Raw genomic sequence first — 21,381 nt, 5'->3', positions numbered from 1 at the left:
GCGCCACGGTCACGCAGGCGTGACGATGGCCCCACCCGGGGTGCGGGCGGGACCATCGTCGGTGCGCGAGCTGGGGTCAGCGCACTCCGAACACGGTGGGGAAAGTCCAGCCCCAGCCAGCCCGGCGACCGGCGACCGTGAAGCGGCCGGTGCCGCTCCCGGCGTACACCATGAAGCTGCTGTCGGACTTGATTGCCACGATGTCGTCGTGCCCGTCACGGTTGAGGTCTCCGGCGCAGAAGATCGTCCGGAAGATGCCCCAGCCGGCGCCGACCTGGACGCCGCCGCCGTTGAACCCGCCGGCGCCGTTGCCGCGGTACAGGTAGAGCGCGCCGCCGGGGGTGCGGCCGAGCAGGGCCGGGTGGCCGTCGCCGGCAAAGTCGCCGGCGCTGACCACGGTGTTGAACATGTTCCAGCCGGTGCCGATCTTCACGCCGCCGCCGAGGAACCCGCCGGCACCGTTGCCGCGGTACAGGTACAGCGCGCCGTCCGGGGTGCGGGCGAGCAGGTCCGGGTGGCCGTCACCGTCGAAGTCGCCGGGGGAGAGCACGGTGTTGAACATGCCCCAGCCGGTGCCGATCTGCACGCCGCCACCGATGAACCCGCCGGCGCCGTTGCCGCGGTAGAGCATCAGCGCCCCCGAGGGCTTGCGGGCAAGCAGGTCCGCGTGCCCGTCGCCGGTGAAGTCGCCGGGGGAGAACACGGTGTTGAAGATGGTCCAGCCGGCGCCGATCTGCCACGAGTTGTTGACGTAGCCGTTCCCGTTGCCGGGGTAGAGCCGGAGGCTTCCGGTCGAGGTGACGGCGAGGATGTCGGAGATCCCGTCCCCGTCGAAACCACGCGCCGAGACTACCCAGCTCTTCGAGACCACGGCCGACTGCTTGCCGCCGGGGTCGGTCACGCGGGCGCTGACCGTGTGGGTCCCGACGGTGAGCCCGGTGAAAGTGAGGGTGGGCCCGCAGGGGCTCCAGGTGGTCGCGGCGTCGAGGCGGCACTCCCTGCTCAGCGATCCCGCTGCGTCGTCACCGTCAGCCGCGCCAATCGAAACTGTGGCGCTCCGGGCGGTGTAGGCCGGGACGGTGACGCTGGCCGCGGGCGCGAGCTGGTCTTCCACTGACCACTTCGGGTTGTCCCAGTAGGCGATGCGGGTGGAGAGCTGTCGGGCGCCGGCGCCGTCCGCGGCGGCCACCCACATCGTCGCCTCGAAGTCGCTGGTGTAGCGGGCGAAGGCCACCTGGGTGCCCGTGGGGTCGAACGTGACCGCGCGATTGTCCCCGACCGGCAGCGGCAGCACGTGTGCCCCCGAGCCGTCCAGGTTCATGACCGTGGTGGTGCGACGGCCGGCCATGGAATACCTGTCGTCCCGACGCACGAGGACCAGCTGTCCGCGGTTGGAGATGGTGAAGCCGTCGACCCGGTCGGTGCCCGAGATCACGGTGATGCTGCCGTCGGAGAGGCGGACCCGCACCAGGGCGTCGATGCCGGACTCGCTGCGCAGCACGACCTGGGTGCCGTCCGGTGCGGGCACCAGCACCTGGTGGTCCGGGACGTCCGCGATCTTGCGCAGGCCGGTCCCGTCCGGGCGCACGACCCAGAGGGTTCGCAGCTGGGAGGAGTTTCCACGCAAGAAGGCGATGCTGCCATCGGGCAGCCACCGCGCCTCGTAAGGGAAGTCTGCGTCCGGGTTGGCGAGGTTGTCGGTGCCGGGCACCGCCGTGCACTGCTCGGTCGCAACCGGGCACACCGTCAGAGACTGACCACTGCCAACCGGGCGAGGTCTGAGCCACCGGGTCCGGGACGGGTCGAGGTCGACTCGTTCGACCGTCAAGGGCCGGCCCGCGGAAGGGGGCGCGTCGGGGGTGAAGGAGACGGCGGGGCCGTGCCAGTCGTTGCCCACGACCTCGCTGGTGACTGCGGGCACGTCGAGGAGGACATCGGGTGACTCAGCGAACCGCCCGTTCGCCGCCACCAGGGCCAGGCGGCGCGGGCCTGCGCCTGGCACGTTGACCTGAGTGGCGGACTTCGGAGCCGTGGCGACCAAGGTGCGGCCGCCGCCGGTGACGTCGTAGACGCGGTAGCCGACACCCGGCAGTGTGCTCGGCGCCTGCCACGACACCGTCGCCGAGAGTCGCCCCGGCGCCACGGTGAACGCGGTGGGCGGTTCCACCGGGCTGTAGCCCTCGATGGACAACGGCACGACCAAGGTCGTAGGGCTGTCGCCAGGGACGAGTAGGTCGTCGGAGTAGGTCCAATCACTCGCGTTAACAGCTGTCACCGTGACCGTCACTGTGCACGTCTGCCCGGTCACCAAGGTGACACCCGCGCAGTGGTCCCCGCCCGGGACGACCTTGAACAGCGACGGATAGAAGTAGGAGGCGACTTTGGACGTGCCGGCCTTCCACCGCCTGTCCCCGGTGTTGGTCACGGTCACGTCACGGGTGATCACAGTGCCGCTGAGGGCGCCCACGTAGACGCTGGCGGCGCGCGGAACCGACACAGCGCGAGTCGGGTCGTTGTCCCCGATCCGGATCTGAGCGGCGCCGCAGACCCCCGTCAGGTCGGCAGACAGCGCCGCGACCTCCCCCGTCGCGGTCGGCTGGGCCATATAGACCGTCAGGGTGCCGTCAATGCAGTTGTAGTCCCCGCGGTCACGGGTCAGCTTGACGGTCTGCTCCGGGTCGGACCCGTTCGGACTGAGGACCCAGGAGCCGGTCCGGGCCGGCCACGCCATGGTCATCGTGGCCGAGCCGCCGGTCGAGGAGTCCTTCACCAAGACGGTGACCGTTGCGGAGGCAGGGTCGACCCGCGATGTCGGGGTACCCGCGACCGGGCCGGCAGGATACGAATCGCCCTCCGAGAACCGCGTTGAGGTGACCTGTGCACCGATCACGGCAATGTCGCCTCCCGTGGCAGCGAGGGCCACGGGCGCGGCAACCAACAGCGCTGCGACCCAGCCCAGCACGACCATCCCGGCCACCGCGGCTATGCGAATACGTCGCACCGTGCCACCCCTGCTCCTACACAGCGCGCCCCACGGGCACGATCCGCGCCAGCGTAGAGCCTGGTGTGGGCCTTTGGTGGTAAAGGGCCGGAAACGTGGGCATTTGCGCATATTAAGCATCGTTCGCTCCGCAACCACGGCTCGAAACAGGTGGACGACCCACAAGGCCACGTTCGGAGTTCGGCTGCGAAGCACCCGCCCCTGTGCCGGTCTCTCGTCGGGGTGGCCAGCGGCTTGAACAGCAGGGCCGAGACTTCCTCACATCGGCACGACCGGTCGGTGGCAGAAGCGGACGTTTCGTAGAAGGCAGCGCACGCCCTGAGGTAGCGCGGAAGGGTCCACGGTGTAGCAGTGCCTCTTACGCGCTGATGCCGGAGTCAGTCTTCAGGCTCGGCCACCTGAGCGGCGTTCTCATCGGGCTGTGTCTGCTCCAGCAGTCATTCCGCCAGCCTCCGTGCATCGCTTCGGGTCATAGGTCCGCGTAGCTGGGCATTGAAAGACCCGTCCTGTTTGCGGTCCACCCAGCCCGTTGCACCCACCGGCATCGTCGACATGCCCAGATAGTAGGGCTACCGACCATCACGCCGGCGGGGGTGCGATCCTCGAGGTGGACCGACCCGCGGCCTGAGAGCGGCATGTGCGGACATCCCGCCTTGTGAAGTAGATGCAGGTCTCGGGTGCCTACTGGGTTGTGTTAGCCCGCCGGTGGTTGAACTGGCCATGGAGCCTCGCAGAGCCGAAGATTCGACGCTGGCACCGGTTGATGAGCGGTGACAAGTCCTTCATTCAGGCGCCGCAGGGTTAGACAGAACGACGCAAACCTTGCGACGGGAACGATCACTGGGGACACTCTGCCCATGGACTGGTTCCTCGGGGACGCCGACCAGGTCGGCGACTTCAGACGTGAACTCGTCCGTCACCTGACGCGACATGCAGCCCCGGGAAGCGACGCCGCCATCGCTGATGCCAGGTTGGTCGCCTCCGAGGCCGTTGGCAACGCTGTCCGGCACACGGGTGGACCCGTGTGGGTCTCGTTGACGTGGACGTCACAGCTCCCAGTGCTGCAGGTCTTCGACATCGGGCCCGGCTTCGACGTGGCAAGCCTCGACCGGATGGGGCACGGTTCGGTCCCCGCGCCCGCCCTCACCGCCGCGCCGGGGCCCGCTGGCGAGGTGCCGGGGGAGGCGAACGGGCTCTTGGCCAGCGCCCAGCTCGAGGCCGAGTCGGGTCGGGGGTTGCTCATCATGCAGGCGCTGGCACCGGATGTGGAGGTCTCGCTCAGGAAGCACGCCGGCGTCGTGGTCACCTTTCGGCTGCCGGTGCCGCGCCGGCGGACGGCGAGCGTCGACCCGCCACGACACCACAGCGGCGTGCTGCCGACCCTCCAGGAGACGCGACCGGAGGGCGGTTTCGGAAGAGAGTCGTTCCTACGGGCTCTGGTCGTGCAGATGTCGCGTGCCGTCGAGGAGCAGCACGGGCCGGACGCCGCCGAGATTGCGGTCGCCCAGGTCGGCACCGACGTGGGTGGCCAGATGGAGGCGGAGTTCCGGCTCGCCGAGGAGATCACGGGCCGGTTGACACCGGAGCAGATGGGCCGCTGCTACGTGCGGCTGAAGCAGGCGATCGAGGGCGACTTCCGGGTCGTCGAGGCGAGCGCCGAGCGGATCGTCCTGGAGAACACGCGGTGTCCCTTCGGCGACCCTGTTCGCCGTGCGCCTGCACTGTGCCGGATGACGTCGAGCGTCTTCGGCGGCATCGCCGCACGTAACACCCAGGACGGAGCCTCGGTGCTGCTGGAGGAACGGATCGCCGTGGGTGACCCGGGGTGCCGCGTCGTGGTCTACCTCGGTCCAGCTCCGGCTGAGGTCGAGCCGTTCGCCCACCACTACCTTCCCCCGGGCTCGTCCGGCCACGAGTGACCGCAGTCGGCGACTTTCATCACGAGAGTGTCTTCTGCTTTCACACCCCTGGGTGCAGCGGGTTCTGGGCGTGGAGGACCGGCTGGCAGAGTTCCAGTGATCCGTCTGCGGCATTGGCGGACGTTGTCCGACGAGCGGCATTTCCGGACGTCCTCCAAGCGATCACGTCCCGCCCTTGCGGGAGTCTCTGATGCGGGCCGGTCAGGTCCGCGTGCCTTCCACCGTCTCGACTTGGCGAAGGATCTGGAGGCCCGCGGAAAGCAGCCGAAGAAGGACTCGGCCGCTTGGCGGGAAGCTCAACCTGGCAAGGAGGTAGGCATCCCCCTGGATCTCGACGAGGGGAAGAGTTCCGTCGTGAAGGTCTGCCAGCAGGCAACGCCAGAAGGTACTTGGGTCGCCGAAGAGTGCCGGCGGCCTTGGATCCGCAGTGATTCCGCGGTCCTTGATGGCCAAGGTGAATGATCCGTTCAACGACGTGGGCTCCGTCGGCAGATTCCCGTCCGGGCGGTCCTCGTACTCGACAGGGATTCGCGCCTCTCCCGTACGGGAGAAGCGTTCCTGCCTCGGTGCCGCGCCTCGTTGACGACGGCGCTCTCTAACCCCGTAGTAGGTGACGAAGATAGCCAGGGTGAGCGCGATACCGGCCAGACCAGCTACAAGTTCATCCACTATTTCTCTCTGCTCTCGCAGTCCGGCGGGAGCACCCCGCCGACCAGGCTCTGCGTCGTCGGCAACCCCGGAAGTCTAGGCAGTCGCGCCCGGCAGTGATCGGAGGAGCCTCATCGCGGCAATGTCGGACCTCCCGTCCTCCGGGCGGCATGTGCGTGTGATCCGATTCAGCACCTGGTGCGCTCACTGAGGAGGAGCAGTCGGCCCGTCCTCTTCACGGGCATCTTTGGTCGGCGGCGTCGGGTGGCTTCGCTCCCAAGCCTCCCGGGCGCCGGCCAAGGGCTTCGAGAGCAGCTCCGGGCGGCTGGCCAGTGGGAAGAGATCCTGTCGGACCTTTCGGTAGGCCTCCCGCCGGGCCGTCGCGACGTCCGAATCGTCAGACGTCTCGCGCGGAGTCGTCGCGGCCGCCAGCTTTGCCTGCCCGCCCTGGGGCTGGCGATGCGTGATGAGCAGGTAGAGAGTCCAGGGGCGTCGTGAGGACAAGGCAGCCCACGGCTAGAGCAACCCAGCCGGAGTCGAAGACCCGGTTTGCGACCCAGGCCGCGGCGGCGACGACGACCACGAACGCAACACGCACGCTCCACGCGATGGCCCAACGGCGACGGGCCGAGCTCGGCTGTCCTTCTCCCGGCATGGCGTCTCCTGATGAACGATCGGCTACTTTGATTCTGCCGTTTCCGCGGCATGCTGGGGTCCGTGGACCCGCCGGTGAGTTGAGGGCGGCGCCCCGGCTCGCCGACATCCTTCTCGTCCTCGCCTGGACAGGCGTGCGGTGGGCAGAGGCCCGGTCGCTGCGGGTGGCCGACGTCGTCGAGGTCCCGACGCCGGGGCTGCTGGTCCGTCGGTCCCAGCCGGAGGGTGGCGCGGTCAAGTCCACCAAGGGCCGGTCCTCGCGCCGCGTTCCGCTCGCCAACCGGGTGCTTCCCCTCGTGCTCGATATGAGCGTCGGCAAGTCTCCCGGAGACCTGCTGCTCACGACCGAACGCGGGTCGCAGCTGCACCGCTCGGCCGTGCTCCGCACCCTGCAGTGGCCTACCACGGGCCGCGGGCGCCGGATCCACGACCTGCGCCACACCGCCGCGTGCCTGTGGCTGGCCCGTGGGGTCGACCCCGGAACGGTCCAGGCGTGGATGGGTCACGAGTCCATCGGCACGACGAACCGCTACCTGCACTTCCTCGGAACCGGGGTCGATCTGGTCGGGCTGGCGAGGCTCAATGTGACCCCGGGGGACACCGGGGGGACACATCGTCGGGATACGGGCGGATGACAAAGTCAGAACCCCGCCCCCTCCTGCAGGTTTCCGCAGGTGGGACGGGGTTTCCGTCTGGTGGAGCTGAGGGGATTCGAACCCCTGACCTTCTCATTGCGAACGAGACGCGCTACCAACTGCGCCACAGCCCCTTGGTGCGGAAGGAACGATAACACCACGGCGACTGCCGCACCCAATTGACCGGCCGCCGGCGGGCGCCGCGTCGGAGGGCTCCGGCGCGGCGCCCGGGCTACGGCTGGAAGGTGAGCACGAGGGCCGCCCACGTGCCCGCCGTGGTGCCGTTGGCCTGGAAGGTGCCGACCGCCGGCGGCAGCTGGTAGGCCCGGCCCAGGTTGGTGTTCGCCGTGGCCTGTGGGGTCAGCGCCGTCCAGCCGGACGTCCACGTCGGGTTGCTCGACGAGGTGAACGAGGACACCACGCCGTACACGACCTCGCGGGCCGACTTCGTCAGCGGGGTCGACCCGGACGAGAACAGCTGGCTCGTCCCCGTCGTGGACGCGACCTGGTCGACTTTGGTGACGCCGAGCAGGTCATCGGCCACCATCCGGTAGGTGGTCGCGCCCGGGAACGTCGCCGTGATCTTCGCGCCCGCCGGCAGCGGCTTGGTCGTGAGCCCGGTGAGGACGACGAGTCGGGCGCCGCTGACGGTCACGGACCGCGCCACGCTGTAGGTGTTTCCAGCGGTGTCGGTGGCGGAGACATTTCCGGTCCCCGACTTCGCCAGCATCTCGAGGGTGACGACGACCAGGTGGTTCTGCTGGACGGTCGTCGTCGGGCCGAGGGTGATGACGCCACTGGAGCTCGTCACGGTGGACGAGGCGGTGCCGACGGTCCCGACGTAGCCGGGCAGGGGTGCCGTCACGGTCACCGATTTCGTGGTCGCGGCGGTCTTGCCGGAGGTGTTGGTGACCGTGAGCGTCACCGTCCTGGTCCCCGTCGTCGTGTACGTGTGCGTGGCGGTCGCGCTCGCCGAGGCGGCCGTCGTGGTCCCGTCGCCCCAGGCGAAGCCGTAGGTCAGGGCCTGGCCCTGCGGGTCGGTCGAGGCCGACGCGTCGGCCGTGACCGTCACCGGCGCGGTGCCGCTGGACGGGGTCACCGTCAACGAGGCCGTTGGCGGCGCGACCGCCGCCACCGTCACCGTTCTCGTGGCCGTGGCGGTCTTGCCAGACGTGTTGGTGACCGTGAGCGTCACCGTCCGCGTGCCGATCGTCGTGTAGGCGTGGGTGGCCGTCGCGGTCGCCGAGGCGGCCGTCGTCGTGCCGTCGCCCCAGGCGAAGCCGTAGGTCAGCGCCTGGCCTTGCGGGTCGGTCGAGGCCGACCCGTCGGCTGTGACCGTCACCGGCGCGGTGCCGCTGGACGGGGTCACCGTCAGTGACGCCGTCGGCGGCTGGATCGGCGCCGTCACGGTGACGGGGCCGGTGGCCGTGGCGGACAGGCTCGACGCGTTGGTCACCGTCACCGCGACGGTGTATCTCCCCGCAGCCGAGTAGGTGTGGGTGACCCTCGCGGTCGCCGACGCCGGGACCGTGGTGCCGTCACCGAAGTCGAAGGCGTACGAGAGTGCCTGTCCCTGTGGGTCGCTCGACGCCGACGCGTCGGCCGTGACCGTCACCGGCGCGGTGCCGCTGGACGGGGTCACCGTCAGCGATGCCGTCGGCGGCTGGGTCGGCGGGGGAGGCGCCGAGACCGTGACGGTCTTCTGGTCGGTCGCAGTCAGCCCTGACGCGTTCGCCACCGTCACCGTGACGGTGTAGCTGCCAGCGGTGGCGTAGGTGTGGCTCGCGGTCGTCGTCCCGGAGGCGGGCACGGTGGCACCGTCACCGAAGTCGAATGCATACGAGAGGGTTTGTCCCTGCGGGTCGGTCGATGCCGAGGCGTCGGCGGACACCTGCAACGGTGACGTGCCGGTGGACGGCGTGACCGTCAGCGAGGCCGCCGGCGGCAGGTCCGGCGGGGGAGGCGCCGAGACCGTGACGACCTTCTGGTCGGTCGCGGTGAGCCCGGACGTGTTGGTGACCGTCACCGTGAGCGTGAACTTGCCGGCGGCCGTGTAGGTGTGGGCCGAGGTCGCGGTCGTCGATGAGCTGGCCGTGGCGCCGTCACCGAAGTCGAACGCATACGAGAGGGCCTGCCCCTGGGGGTCGGTCGATGCGGACGCATCGGCCATCACGTTCACGGGTGCCGTCCCGCTCGGCGGGGTCACGCCGAGCGAGGCGACGGGCGGCTGCGCCGGCGGTGGCGGCGGCGTGACGGACACGGTCCGGGCGGTGGTGTCGCTGAGGCCGGACGCGTTGGTGACGGTGACCGTGACGGTGTAGCTGCCGGCGGCCGTGTAGGTGTGGTCGGCGGTCGCGGTCGCCGACGAGGACACCGTGGTGCCGTCACCGAAGTCGAACGCGTACGTCAGTGCCTGGCCCTGTGGGTCGATCGACGCGGATGCGTCGGCGGTCAGTGCGAGCGGTGCGGCCCCGCTGGCCGGCGTCACCGTCAACGAGGCGGCGGGCGGCTGGACGGCCGGGGCCGTCGTGACCACCGTGGCGGTCGTCGCGGTGCTCAGGCCGCTGGCGTTGGTCACCGTCACTGTCGCCGTGAACGTGCCGACGCCGGTGTAGACGTGCGTGGCGGTGGGCGACGACTGGGCCGGGAGCGTCGTCTTGTCACCGAAGTCGAACGCGTACGTCAGGGCCTGGCCCTGCGGGTCGGTCGAGGCCGACGCGTCGGCCGTGACCGACAACGGGGCGGTGCCGTTGGCGGGCGTCATGACGAGGGTCGCCGAGGGCGGCTGGACCGGCGGTGGGGGCGGCGAGACGACCACCGAACCACTCGCTGTACCAGTGAGGCCGGAGGTGTTCCGGGCAGTCACGGTGACCGTGTACGTGCCGGAGGACTGGTAGGTGTGGCTCGCGACGGCGGCCGGCTGCCCGGTCAGGGTCGTGCCGTCACCGAAGTCGAACGAGTAGCTGAGGGCCTGGCCCTGTGGGTCGGTCGACGTGGACGCGTCGGCGCTCACGGCCAGCGGGGCCGTTCCCGTGGTCGGCGTCAGCGTCAGGCCCGCGACCGGCGGCTGCACCGCGGGCGGCTGCACGTCGGGCTGGTACTCGTAGGCGCCGAGGTCGTCGTAGAGGCGGGGACCAGCCGCGAACGTGTTGGCGACGTTCGGGTCGCGCACGCGCGGGTAGCCCAGGATGTCGGTGGGCTGCGCACCGGGCACCCCGCTGTCACCGCGGTCGATGGCTGGGGAGCCCTCGCGCAGCGAGAGGTCCCACGTGCCGGTGTCCGAGAACTTCGGGTCGGCCTGGACGCCCGCGGCCTCCTGCCCGGAGGCCGTGCGCATCGCGGTGAGGCTGGTGAACGTCGTGCCCCACGCATACATGACGCCGGTCTTGCTGAGGTAGACGAGGTTGTGGTCGACCAGCGTGCTGTTCTGGGCGCCGTCCCAGACGCCGATGTTGCCGGCGCGGCGGGCGCACGCGATCCCGGCGTAGGCGGGGTAGACGGCGTTGTCGACCGCGACGTTGTTGGCGATCCGGTAGCTGCCCGACGTCGCGCCCTCGAGGTTGATGCCGCTCGTGCAGTTGCGGAACACCGTGTTGCCGACGATCGTCCCGCCGGTCACGTTGAGGTTGTCGATGCCGTGGTCGCCGTTGTTGTACGTGACGTTGAGGGTGACGAGGTTGTTGTTGCCGCCCGTGTAGAGCTGGATGCCGGAGTCCTCGTTGTCGTGGGTCACGTTGCCGGTGACGACGTTGCCCGGGCTCGTGACGTTGATGCCGTTGGCGTTGCGCTGCCAGCCCTGGGCGTTGAAGCTCGACTCGTTGTCCGTCACGGTGTCGCCGGTGGAGGTGTTCGTGACGTAGATGCCGGTGTCGCTGTTGTGGTTGGTGTTGTTGTCGGCGACGAGCGAGCTGTTCGTCGCGCGGATGCTGATGCCGGGGGCGGTGGCTCCCTGAGCCTGCCGGCCGGCGTTGGTCACCGTGTTGCCGCGCACCGTGACGTGGTCGCTCTTCGTCACGTAGATGCCGTCGCCGATCGTCCCGGTGAAGGTGAGGTTGGACAGGGTGATGTAGCTCTTTGCCGAGATGTAGGCACCGTTGGTCACGCCCGTGCCGATGACGGGGTTGCGGCCGGGCCAGCTCGTGATGGTGATCGGGGCGCTCGCCGTGCCGGACGCGGACGGCTTGATCGACTCGGCGTAGGTACCGTCGCCGATGTAGAGGACGTTGCCTGCCTGCAGGCGGCTCACGCCCTTGGTGACGGTGCAGAACGGCGCGCTCGACGTGCCGCTGCCCGAGTCGCTGCAGACCGGGCTCGTCTTGTCCACGTAGAAGGAGGTGGCGACCGGCAGCACCGGCGGCGTGCCGATGACGTACTCGTCGATGACGCTGCCCGCCGAGCACGTCATGTCCTCCTTGGTGGTCGACGAGTCGCAGATCGCCTGCAGCTTGAGGCCGGTCGGGCCGACGTCGACGCGCATGTGCGACAGGTGGAAGGTACGGAACGCGGTGCGCGGGTCGGTGCTGGTCCACGGCGTCTCGAGCGACGACGGGGCGCCGACGGTGACGTGAGTGACGCCCTGGATCGGCTGGAACCGCTCGTAGTCGTGCGAGTGGCCGTTGATGTTGAGGACGTACTTGCTGTAGCTCTGCCCGAACCCGTCGAGGATCGAGGCGATCTGGGCCTCGCCGGGGTGGTAGCCGGTCGAGTATGCCGGCCGGTGGCCGTACGTGACGATGTACTTGATGTTCGGGTCGTCCTGCGCCTGCCGCATCAGCGGACCCGCCTTGGACTGCCAGTCGGTCCAGGCGCCCGTCCACGGCTCGGGGTAGGCGATGAACCGCACCGAGCCGGCGTCGAACCAGCCCCAGTCGTTGCCGCCGGACGAGATCGCCGGCGAGCCGGGGGAGGCCGCGGCGTGCGGCATGAGCAGCCGGCCCTTGTAGTTGCGCAGGTCGTCCGAGCCCGCGACGTCGTACTCGTGGTTGCCCCACGCGGGGATGTACGCGGCCCGGGTGCTCCACCCCATGACGTCGTTGAAGTGCTGGTCGACCGCCGCGATCGTCGTGCCGTTGGCGTAGGTCAGGTCGCCGACCATGAGGACGAACGACGGGTCGTCGGCGCTGATGTTGTCGAACGTCGCGCCGAGCTTGGAGAAGTTCACGGTGTCGCCCACGTCGCCGATCGCGTCGAAGCGGAAGCTCGACGTGGGAGGTGCGTGGAACGTGTAGTCCGGTCCGCCCCCGATCGAGTAGTGGTACGTCGTGCCCGGCACCAGGCCGCCCAGCTCGAGCTGCCAGAAGGGTCCGGGCGACGACCACGGCGTCCACCCGGGGGCAGACCCGGTCGCCGTCTGGCCGTATGCCGTGCTCGTGCCCCACCGCACGTCGTTGGGGGTGCCACGCCAGTCGATCGCGACCGACGTCGATCCGGTGAAGGTGTAGTGCACCTCGTCAGCCGCGCCGGCGGTCCAGCCAGGGGAAGCCGGAGCCCCCACGAGCAGAGCCGCCGCGGCCACGACGGCCGGTAGCAGTCGGGCCAGCCACCGAGGGTATCGGTGCAGTCCACGGGCATTTGACGTCGGCGACCCCATGATCATGCGCTGACGCTAGGGACGGCCACCGAACCGGTCGACCTGCTGCCGGCGGAAGGTGTCCTACGTCAATGGCTGTAGTCCTCAGACCCAGCTGGGGAACCACATCCGGCGCTGCCACTCCTGCAGCGGGATGACGTCGGCGACGTAGATCGGGTGGAAGAACGCGAACAGCCCCATCGTCAGCAGGACGAAGGCACCCATGACACCCAGGCCGATCCGGCGCCGGGTCGACGACGCGTCGCGGCCGCCGATGACCAGCCCGAGCACGTACACGCACGCGAGCACGACGTACGGCACGAAGGCGACCTCGTAGAACGAGTAGATCGTCCGGTTGCCGAGGAAGAACCACGGCAGGTAGCCGGCGAACAGGGCACAGAGGATCGCGCCGGCGCGCCAGTCCCGACGCAGCGCCCACATGAAGAGCAGCACGAAGATGGCGAGCGTCCCGCCCCACCAGATCGACACGGTGCCGATCGAGGTGATCGCCTTGCTGCACTGGTCGACGAGGCACCCGTCGGCGCCCTTCTTCGGCCCCTCGTAGAAGAACGACGTCGGCCGTCCTTGGATCAGCCAGGACCACGGGTTCGTCTGGTACGGGTGCGAGCTCGTGATCGCCTGGGTCGAGGCGTACATCTGCTGGTGGTAGGCCCACAGCGAGCGCCACCAGTCGGGAAGCCAGCCGTAGTCCGTGTCGGGGTTGTTCTGCGCCCAGGTGCGGAACGATCCGCCCTTCGTGAGGATCCAGCCGGTCCAGCTCGCGACGTACGTGACGACGGCGGTGACGGCGACCTGCCCGAACGCATACGGCCCGTCCTTGACGACTCCGCCGACCGACCAGCCGCGCACTCCGGCGGCCCGGCGCGCACCGAGGTCCCACAGGACGGTGAGCAGCCCGAAGAAGACGAGGAAGTAGAGGCCCGACCACTTCACGCCGGCGCAGAGGCCGAGCATGATGCCGGCGACCCACCGCCAGGGCCGCCAGCCGAGCCACGGCCCCATCCACGACATGGCGGAGCGCGTTCGGTCGCCGACGCGGCGGGCCAGCACCTCCCGGGCCTTGTCGCGGTCGATGAGCAGCGCCCCGAACGCCGCGAGACCGAAGAACATCACGAAGATGTCGAGCAGGCCGGTGCGGGAGTGGACGAAGTGGTGTCCTTCGAAGGCGAGCAGCGCGGCCGCGACGGTGCCGAGCAGGTCGGAGCGGAAGAGCCGGCGGGCGATCCGACCGAGCATGAGGATCGAGATGGTCCCGGCGAGGGCGACGGCGAAGCGCCAGCCGAAGGAGTTGAGGATGCCGAAGGGCGCCTCGCCCCACCCGATGAGCCACTTGCCGACGGGCGGGTGGACCACGAAGTCGCCCTCGGTGCCGTAGATCATCGGGTCGTTGGCGGTGAAGTGCTGGTCGACCTGGTTGGCCTGCTGCAGCACCTCGTCGTTCTTCATCTCGAACCAGTAGAGGACCATCGACCAGCCCTGCTTGACGTAGTACGTCTCGTCGAAGACCAGCTGGTGCGGGGCGCCGACGTGCCAGAAGCGCATGAAGCCGCCGACGAGCATGAAGAAGAGCGGGCCGCCCCAGCCGAGCCAGGCGATGCGCCCGGCCGTGCGCCGGGTCAGGCGGAAGTCGTCGGCCGGGTCTCCGAGCAGGCGAGCGCGCACCTGCCTGGCCGAGTTCATGGGCGCCATCGTATGCAGTGTCGCTGGGTGGGTCGCGCAGGCTCCGGTCGTGCGTGCGGGACGGTCAGAGCGAGACGCCGCGGGCCCGCAGGACGGAGTAGCCGACGAACGCGACGATGTCGAGGATCGAGTGGCACACGACGAGCGGCATGACGCGGCGGGTCCGCACGAAGACGAGCCCGAGGACGAGGCCCATGACGATGTTGCCGGCGAAGCCGCCGAACCCCTGGTAGAGGTGGTAGCTGCCGCGGATGACCGCCGACAGGCCGATGACGAGCGGCCACGACCATCCGGTCTGGCGCCAGCGGGTGAAGAGGTAGCCGACCATGATGACCTCTTCGAGCAGCGCGTTCTCGATGGCGGCGAGGACGAGCACGGGCGCCGACCACCACACGGCCTCGAGGTTGGCCGCCGACACCTGGGTGTTGATGCCGATCGCCTTGGCGAGGAAGTAGAAGCCGAGCCCGGGGATGCCGATGACGGCGGCGAGGCCGAGTCCGCGGAGCAGGTCGCGGGCCGGCTCCCGACGGTCGAGTCCGACGAAGTGGCCGGCCCGGACGTCGACCGCGGGCCGGTGGATGTGGTTGAGCAGATAGAGCGCGAGCGCCACTGCGACGAGGGGCAGGACGATGCCGGCGAGCTGGTAGGCGAGGTCGAGCCAGGGCCGACCCGGGGTCGCCGACTGGTTCATCGCCGTCGTCTGCTGCGACAGCGGGACCGGGCGGGTCAGCTTCTCGATGATGCTGAGCACGGCGTAGACGGCGGACGACCCGAGGCTGACGCCGAGGACGAGGACCGTCTCGCGACGGAGCCCGCGCTGCACGGCCGGTTCCGTGACGGGGGCGGGGTCGCGCTCCGAGGGGGCGAGCAGTCCGCCGAACCGTTTGCGCTCTGCCGCGATCGCTGGGGTCGACATGCCGTCAGCGTAACTTCGCGGGGGACGCGGGGCCGGGCGTCGGCGTACTGTCGCTGTCATGTCGCTGCTGGCGGAGTGGGAGGCGGGGCGGCACGAGGCCGACGGCCGCGCCTACCCGACCTACCGTCGCGGCAACGGCCCGGCCGTCATCGTCATCCACGAGAGCCCGGGCCTCACCCCCGAGGTCATCGACTTCGGTGACGACCTCGTCCGGGCCGGCTTCGCCGTCGTGCTGCCGCACCTCTTCGGCAGCTCGCACGCGCCACCCCGGACGTGGGAGGCCGCGCGCGTGGTGCCCCGGCTGTGCCTCACGCGGGAGTTCACGATCTTCGCGGCCGGGCACACCGCGCCGCTCGCTGGGTGGCTGCGGAGCCTGGCCCGCACGGTGCACGCGACGGACGGCGGCCCCGGCGTCGGGGTGGTCGGCATGTGTGTCACCGGTGGGTTCGCCCTGGCGATGATGGTCGAGCCGGCCGTCGTGGCGCCGGTCGTCGCGCAGCCGGCGACCCCCTTGCCGCTGGGCGCCAGGCGGGCGGCGGACGTCAACCTCACCCCCGAGGACCTGGCCGCCGTCGCCGAGCGGGTCGCGCAGGGCTGTCCGCTGCTGGGGGTGCGGTACCGGCACGACTGGGTCACCGGCACCCGCTTCGACACGCTCGAGCAGGTGCTCGGGGACGGCTTCATCCGGGTGGAGCTCGCGGGCTCCGGGCACGCGACGCTGACGGACCACCGCCACCCCGAGGCCGTCGATGCGGTCGTCGGCTTCCTGCGGGAGCGTCTGCTCCAGCCGCCCGAGCCGCCTCGGAAACAATGACGAGACCCCGGTGATCCGTGGATCGACGGCCAGTTTCTCGAAAAGCCTGCGAAGCCTGCGCGGCGAGGGGTAGAACTTCCTCACGCCCTCCTTTCGGGGAGAGCGGGACGACTCGGAGACGAGGGTCCACACGGTGGGGCAGCCCACCGCGGCAGCCGGGTGACGAGGCGGCCGGGACCGGAGGAGACGAGACGTCGATCGGGAGTGTCACCATCGACCGGTCAAACCAGAAGGGCCCTTGAGACTCATACTCCCAAGGGCCCTTCGCCTTTGTGCTGCCTTTGTGCTGCCCTTGTGCTCGGGCGACTGTCGGGTCAGGCCGGGGCGTCGGCTGCCGGGCGCCACGGCTTGAGCCACGGCGTCTCGGGCCAGCCCGCGCGCGCCGCGACGAGCTCGTACATCGTCGCCCCGTCGATCGACTCACGGACGATGTCGGCGTGCCCGGCGTGCCGGGCGAGCTCCTCGACGAGGTGCATCGCGACCCAGCGCACCGACCACGCGTCGACGTCCTTCGGGAACCACGGGGCGTCGCGCGGCACGGGCACCGCGGCCCCGAGGTCGGCGTGGCGCAGGACCTCCCGCGTCACGTCCCCCTGCGCCGCGAGCGCGGCCACGAGCGACTCGATCGTGTCGTCGGCCGTGACGCGGAAGTCGTCGCCCCAGGCGGTGGCCTGCTGCTCGACGGACTGGTCGGGTGGCCGCGGCGCCTCGGGTGCGGCGGCCATTCTCTCGGTCCACCCGCGCTCGCACGTCGTGACGTGCTTGATGAGGCCGCCGATGCTGAGCGTGCCAGCGGTCGGGGCGAGGCGGATCTGCTCCTCCGTCAGGCCGTGGGCGACGATGACGAACGCCTCGCGCTGCTGGTCGAGGTAGGCGATGAGGCTCTCTCGCTCGTCGGCGACGGGTGGGACGTGGGCTGCCATGGTTCGTTCCTGCTTTCAGTCGTTGCGGTGGGCGTAGAGGTCACGGAGCAGGGCGATCTCGGCCCCGTGGTGGATCAGCTCGCGGTTGATGTGGAGCACGAGCTCGACGCGCGGGTGCTCCGCCCACGGACCCTCGCTCGGGCCGCAGGGCTCCGCGAGGGCAGCCTCGTCCCACCCGCGCACGCCGGCGGTCCACGCGGCGAACGCCTCGTCGACCTGGGTGAGCGCCTCGTGGGCCGTGCCGGCGTAGTCGAAGGAGAGGTAGTCGACCTCCGGTCCGCCGAAGTGGCTGTGCACCCGGGCGCCGAGCACACCGACGACGATGTGGGCCAGCCGCCACGCGATGGTGGTCATCGGCGCCGGGACCGGCTCGGGGTAGGCGAAGTCGATCGTCAGCTCGCCGCTGCCACCCTGGATGCCGGTCGTGCCCTGCCCGCGAGGGTGGACGTTCCAGGCTCCGGGGGTGGGCTCCCAGAGGTACTCCTCGTCGGTGAGTCCCTCGAAGCGGGGGCGCAGCTGGTTGGTCCAGTGTCGGGCGGCCTGGTCGAGCAGGACGGAGGTCCAGTCGATGGGGGTCTGTGTCGTGGTCATGGATCGAGAATGCTCGTCATATAGGACAGTTCCTGTCCGCTGAGGCTGCCAGACTCGAGGACATGTCCTCCTCGTCCGACGGCACCGGCACCGCGGCCAGGGTGTTGCGCCTGCTCGACCTGCTGCAGAGCCGTCCGGTCTGGAGTGGCACCGAGCTCGCCGACCGCATGGGCGTCACGACCCGCAGCGTGCGCCGCGACGTCGAACGGCTCCGCGACCTCGGCTACCCCGTCAACGCCGCCCACGGCGCGGGCGGCGGCTACCAGCTCGGGGCCGGGCGCCGCCTGCCGCCGCTGCTGCTCGACGACTCCGAGGCGGTCGCCGTGGCCGTGTGTCTCCGGCTCGCGGCCGGGGGCACCGTCGAGGGCCTGGGGGAGGCCGCGGTGCGCACGTTGGCCAAGCTCGACCAGGTGCTGCCCGGTCGGCTGCGCGCGCAGGTCGAGGCCATCCACGAAGCCACCGTGACGCTCGACAGCGGCGTCGAGCGGGTCGACGCCGCGACCCTGCTCCTGCTGGCCCGTGCCTGCCGGGAGACCGAGCGCGTCACCTTCGCGTATGCCGGCCCGCGCGGTTCGGGCGAACGCCGCGTCGAGCCCTACCGCCTCGTCGCCACGGGACGCCGGTGGTACCTGTTGGCCTACGACCTCGACCGTGACGACTGGCGCATCTTCCGGCTCGACCGCATGACCGACGCGGAGTCACGCGGCTGGCGCTTCAGCCCTCGTGAGGCCCCCGACGCCGCCGAGCACGTGCAGCGCTCCATCTCCGGTGGGGCCTACGACCACGTTGCGCGGGTTCGCATCGAGGCGCCGAAGTCGTTGGTGGACCAGCACGTTCCCGCGTCGGTCGGCACGGTGACGGCCGAAGGTCCTGACCGTTGCCTCTTCGAGGCGGGCGGCAACGACCTCGGCGCCATGGCGATGCACCTCGGCGCCATGCCGTGGGAGCTGACCGTCCTGGACCCACTGGAGCTGCGCGACGTCATGCGCGAGCAGGCGGCCCGGATGCTCCGAGCCGCCGGCGGGGCAGGTGCGCGCGACGCCGGTGACACGGCCCACGAGTGAGCGAGCGGTCGCACCCGAGCCGCGGGACGGCATACGTGCTCAGCCCGTGTTGCGCAGCCCGGCGGCGATGCCGTTGATCGTCAGCAGCAGCGCTCGCTGCACGTCCGTGTCGGGCTCGGTGTCCTCGGGCACCGCACGCGACCGGGCGAGCAGCGACGTCTGCAGCGCGTGGAGCGGTGCGAGGTAGCTGTCGCGCAGGTGGAGCGTGCGGCGCAGGACGGGCGCCGACTCGAGCAGGTCCTTCTGCCCGGTGACGCGGAGCACCTCCTCGACGGTGCGGGCGTGCTCGTCGCGGATCGTGTCGAAGACGCCGGCGACGTCGTCGGGCACCAGCGTGCGGACGTAGCCCGCCGCGATCTCCAGGTCGCTCTTGGCCAGCGTCATCTGCACGTTCGACAGGAAGGTGCGGAAGAAGGCCCAGGAGCCGTACATCTCGCGCAGCGTCTTCTCTCGGCCGTCCTCGCGGGCGGCGGCGAGACCCGACCCGACCCCGAACCAGCCCGGCAGGATGATCCGGGTCTGCGTCCAGCCGAAGACCCACGGGATGGCGCGGAGGTCCTCGAGGCCGCCGGTGCCGCCGGGACGCTTGGAAGGGCGGGAACCGATGTTCATCTTGCCGAGCTCGTCGACGGGCGTGGCCGACACGAAGAACGGCACGAGGCGGGAGTCGCCCACCAGGCCGCGGTAGGCGTCCTGGCCGTGGCCGGCGACGAGGTCCATCGTCCCGTTCCAGCCGTCGAGGACGTCCCGCGGCAGCAGCGACCTGCGGTGCAGCACCGACGCTTCGAGGACCGCGGCGAGAGCGGTCTCGAGGTTGAACCGTGCCAGCCCGGGCAGGGTGTACTTGTCGCTGATGACCTCACCCTGCTCGGTGATCTTGATCGGGCCGTCGAGGCTGCCGTACGGCTGGGAGAGGATCGCCTCACCCGTCGGGCCACCCCCGCGGCCCACCGAGCCGCCTCGACCGTGGAAGAGCCGCAGCACGACGCCGTGCTGGCGGGCGACGTCGCGCAGCGCGCGCTGCGCTCGGTGGATCTGCCACTGGGACGCGGCGATTCCCGCGTCCTTGGAGGAGTCGGAGTAGCCGAGCATGATCTCCTGCACGTCACCCCGGGCCGTGACGACGCGGCGGTACGACGGGTCTGAGAGCAGCGCGTCGAGGAGCGGGCCGGCCGCCTCGAGCTCGGCGACGGTCTCGAAGAGCGGGGCGAAACCGATCCGCGCGGTCGCGGGGGTGGTGTCGTCGCCGGTGTCGAGGAGCCCGGCCTCGCGGGCGAGGACGACGACGGCGAAGAGGTCGTCGACGTCGTGGGTCATCGAGACGATGTACGTCTCGACCGCCTCGGGACCGTAGGTGTCCAGAGCCCGCCTGATCGCCGTCATGAGCGAGAGGGAGGCGGATGCCGCGTCGCCCACGTCGTGGAGACCCGCTCCCGTGAGCGGTCGGCGCGAGGCCATCTCACGCGAGAGCAGCGCGATGCGCGCCGGCGCGTCGAGCTCGCCGTAGGGGGTGTCGAGCTCGCCGATGCGGTCGTAGAGCTGGGCGAGGGCGGCGTGGTGCTTGGCGCTGTGCTCACGGATGTCGAGCGTGGCGAGGCCCGTGCCCGTGGCGACCACGGTCCGGATCAGGCGCAGGATGGCGCCGTCGGCGGTCAGGGCGTCGCCGCCGGCGTGCATCGAGTCACGGATGAGCACGAGGTCCTCGAGCAGCTCGTCGAAGGTCGCGTAGTCGCGACCGGGCTCGTGCGCGGTGCCGTGGGTGAGGCGGTCCCGGGTCCGGAGCAGGCGCACGCGGACGAAGCTCAGCTTGAGCCGGTAGGGCTCCTCCGCGTTGAGCCGCCGGACCGCGTCGTACGTGACCGGGAGGGCCGCCGCGTCCCGCTCGAGGCTCTCGCGCATCGTGTCGGTGACCTCGACGAAGCGGGTCGAGGACGACAGCTCGTGGAGCATGTGGTCGAGCTTCTCGACGAGCTCGGCGATGCCGGCGTCGTGCTGCATGCCGATGACCGCGAGGGTGACCGCAGGCGTCACGTTGGGGTTGCCGTCGCGGTCGCCGCCGGCCCAGGCCCCGAAACGCAGGGGCCGGGCCGTCGCCGGGAGCTGGACGCCGATGCCCGCGAGCGTCCGGTCGAGCTCGGCGAGCAGGTCGGGCACCACCTGGTCGGCGAGGAACCGGAGCGTGTGCAGGGCCGTGCGCGCCTCGTCGGTGGGCTCCGGCCGGACGATCCTCAGCTCGTCGGTCTGCCACATCATGTCGACGAGCTCGGCGAGCCGTCGCTCGGCTCGCGGTCCGTCGGTGGCCGGCCGGCGCGGGTCCTCGAGCTCGTCGACGGTCACGGCGATGCGGCGGAGCAGGTTGAGGACGGTGCGGCGCGTCGCCTCGGTGGGGTGGGCGGTGAAGACAGGCCGGTACTCGAGGCGGGCCAGCACGTCGTCGAGCTCGTCACGCTCCAGGGTGCCGGCGTCGAGCGCTTCGCCGATGCGTCGCACGGTCGCGGCGAGCGGCGCCTCGTCGACGGCGCTCAGCTCCTGCCAGCGGTGCAGCTGCTCGGTGACGTTGACGAGCTGGAAGTAGGCGGTGAACGTGCGGGCCAGGATGACGGCGGTCGGCGCATCGACGCCCTCGAGCAGGGCGCGCAGCTCGGCGTCCTCGGGCTCGCGGGCCAGCGCCCTCACCCGCTCGACGAGGGCGAGCAGCTCGGGCCCCTCGTGCCGCGTCAGGGCCTCACCCAAGAGCGTGCCGAGCTGTCGCACGGAGGCCCGGAGTGCGGCGTGCTGCTGCGCCGACGAGACCCCGGAGGCGAACGTCGCGACGTTCGGCTCTCGGCGGTCGGCCTCGAGGAGCTGCTCGGTCGTGTCGGTGCGGCTCTTGGTGCTCATGGGTCTGTCGTACCGCGTCGACGTTTCACGAGCGTTTCGAGTCCACGATGGGGACCTCTCATTGGA

12 protein-coding genes and 1 tRNA gene are annotated in these 21,381 nt (G+C 70.5%); 4 read left to right on the top strand and 9 right to left on the bottom strand.

Annotated features, from left to right (window positions below; all coding sequences use genetic code 11):
* Nucleotides 1–76 precede the first annotated feature (76 nt).
* Entirely contained in the window at nt 77–2,770 is a 2,694-nt protein-coding gene (locus AC1DIW_RS12400) for an FG-GAP-like repeat-containing protein (RefSeq protein WP_478108855.1), read from the bottom strand.
* Nucleotides 2,771–3,858: 1,088 nt separating this feature from the next.
* On the opposite strand from AC1DIW_RS12400, the gene AC1DIW_RS12395 reads away from it, so the two are divergent.
* On the top strand, nt 3,859–4,920 hold the full coding sequence (locus tag AC1DIW_RS12395) for a methanogen output domain 1-containing protein (protein ID WP_478108492.1): 1,062 nt from the start codon (nt 3,859–3,861) through the stop codon (nt 4,918–4,920).
* Nucleotides 4,921–5,121: 201 nt separating this feature from the next.
* Here AC1DIW_RS12395 and AC1DIW_RS12390 read toward each other — a convergent pair whose 3' ends face one another.
* Entirely contained in the window at nt 5,122–5,589 is a 468-nt protein-coding gene (locus AC1DIW_RS12390) for a hypothetical protein (RefSeq protein ID WP_478108491.1), read from the bottom strand.
* A 587-nt stretch (nt 5,590–6,176) separates the two neighbouring features.
* Between AC1DIW_RS12390 and AC1DIW_RS12385 the strand changes: the two genes are divergently transcribed.
* Nucleotides 6,177–6,857, top strand: a complete 681-nt coding sequence (locus AC1DIW_RS12385) for a tyrosine-type recombinase/integrase (protein ID WP_478108490.1) — start codon at nt 6,177–6,179, stop codon at nt 6,855–6,857.
* Nucleotides 6,858–6,915: 58 nt separating this feature from the next.
* Here AC1DIW_RS12385 and AC1DIW_RS12380 read toward each other — a convergent pair.
* From AC1DIW_RS12380 to AC1DIW_RS12365, 4 genes are all read right to left on the bottom strand, one after another.
* Nucleotides 6,916–6,991 (bottom strand) — tRNA-Ala (locus AC1DIW_RS12380).
* Nucleotides 6,992–7,089: 98 nt separating this feature from the next.
* Complete coding sequence (locus AC1DIW_RS12375; RefSeq protein WP_478108488.1) at nt 7,090–12,453, bottom strand: PKD domain-containing protein; 5,364 nt, start codon at nt 12,451–12,453, stop codon at nt 7,090–7,092.
* 78 nt (nt 12,454–12,531) lie between these two features.
* A complete protein-coding gene (locus AC1DIW_RS12370; RefSeq protein WP_478108487.1) occupies nt 12,532–14,127 on the bottom strand; it encodes a dolichyl-phosphate-mannose--protein mannosyltransferase in 1,596 nt (531 codons plus the stop codon).
* A gap of 64 nt (nt 14,128–14,191) precedes the next feature.
* Nucleotides 14,192–15,043, bottom strand: coding sequence for a CPBP family intramembrane glutamic endopeptidase (locus tag AC1DIW_RS12365; RefSeq protein WP_478108486.1), 852 nt, complete (start codon nt 15,041–15,043; stop codon nt 14,192–14,194).
* Nucleotides 15,044–15,101: 58 nt separating this feature from the next.
* On the opposite strand from AC1DIW_RS12365, the gene AC1DIW_RS12360 reads away from it, so the two are divergent.
* Nucleotides 15,102–15,857: a dienelactone hydrolase family protein gene (locus tag AC1DIW_RS12360; RefSeq protein ID WP_478108484.1), complete on the top strand. Its 756-nt coding sequence runs from the start codon at nt 15,102–15,104 to the stop codon at nt 15,855–15,857.
* A 314-nt stretch (nt 15,858–16,171) separates the two neighbouring features.
* Here AC1DIW_RS12360 and AC1DIW_RS12355 read toward each other — a convergent pair whose 3' ends face one another.
* Together AC1DIW_RS12355 and AC1DIW_RS12350 are read right to left on the bottom strand one after the other, a co-directional pair.
* Nucleotides 16,172–16,780 carry a DinB family protein gene (locus AC1DIW_RS12355; RefSeq protein ID WP_478108483.1) on the bottom strand — a complete coding sequence of 203 codons (609 nt, stop codon included), beginning with the start codon at nt 16,778–16,780 and terminating at the stop codon, nt 16,172–16,174.
* A gap of 15 nt (nt 16,781–16,795) precedes the next feature.
* Nucleotides 16,796–17,371 (bottom strand): DinB family protein, encoded by a 576-nt coding sequence (locus AC1DIW_RS12350; protein WP_478108482.1) that lies wholly within the window; start codon nt 17,369–17,371, stop codon nt 16,796–16,798.
* A gap of 62 nt (nt 17,372–17,433) precedes the next feature.
* On the opposite strand from AC1DIW_RS12350, the gene AC1DIW_RS12345 reads away from it, so the two are divergent.
* Nucleotides 17,434–18,435, top strand: coding sequence for a helix-turn-helix transcriptional regulator (locus tag AC1DIW_RS12345; RefSeq protein WP_478108480.1), 1,002 nt, complete (start codon nt 17,434–17,436; stop codon nt 18,433–18,435).
* Between the two features lie 39 nt (nt 18,436–18,474).
* Here the strand turns inward: AC1DIW_RS12345 and ppc are convergent, their stop codons facing one another.
* Nucleotides 18,475–21,315: a phosphoenolpyruvate carboxylase gene (gene ppc / locus AC1DIW_RS12340; protein ID WP_478108478.1), complete on the bottom strand. Its 2,841-nt coding sequence runs from the start codon at nt 21,313–21,315 to the stop codon at nt 18,475–18,477.
* Between the last annotated feature and the right edge of the window lie 66 nt (nt 21,316–21,381).

Source organism: Terrabacter sp. 01T434, from assembly GCF_056398545.1.
Note: the sequence above shows the minus strand (reverse complement) of the source record. Positions and strands in the feature narration are given on the sequence as shown.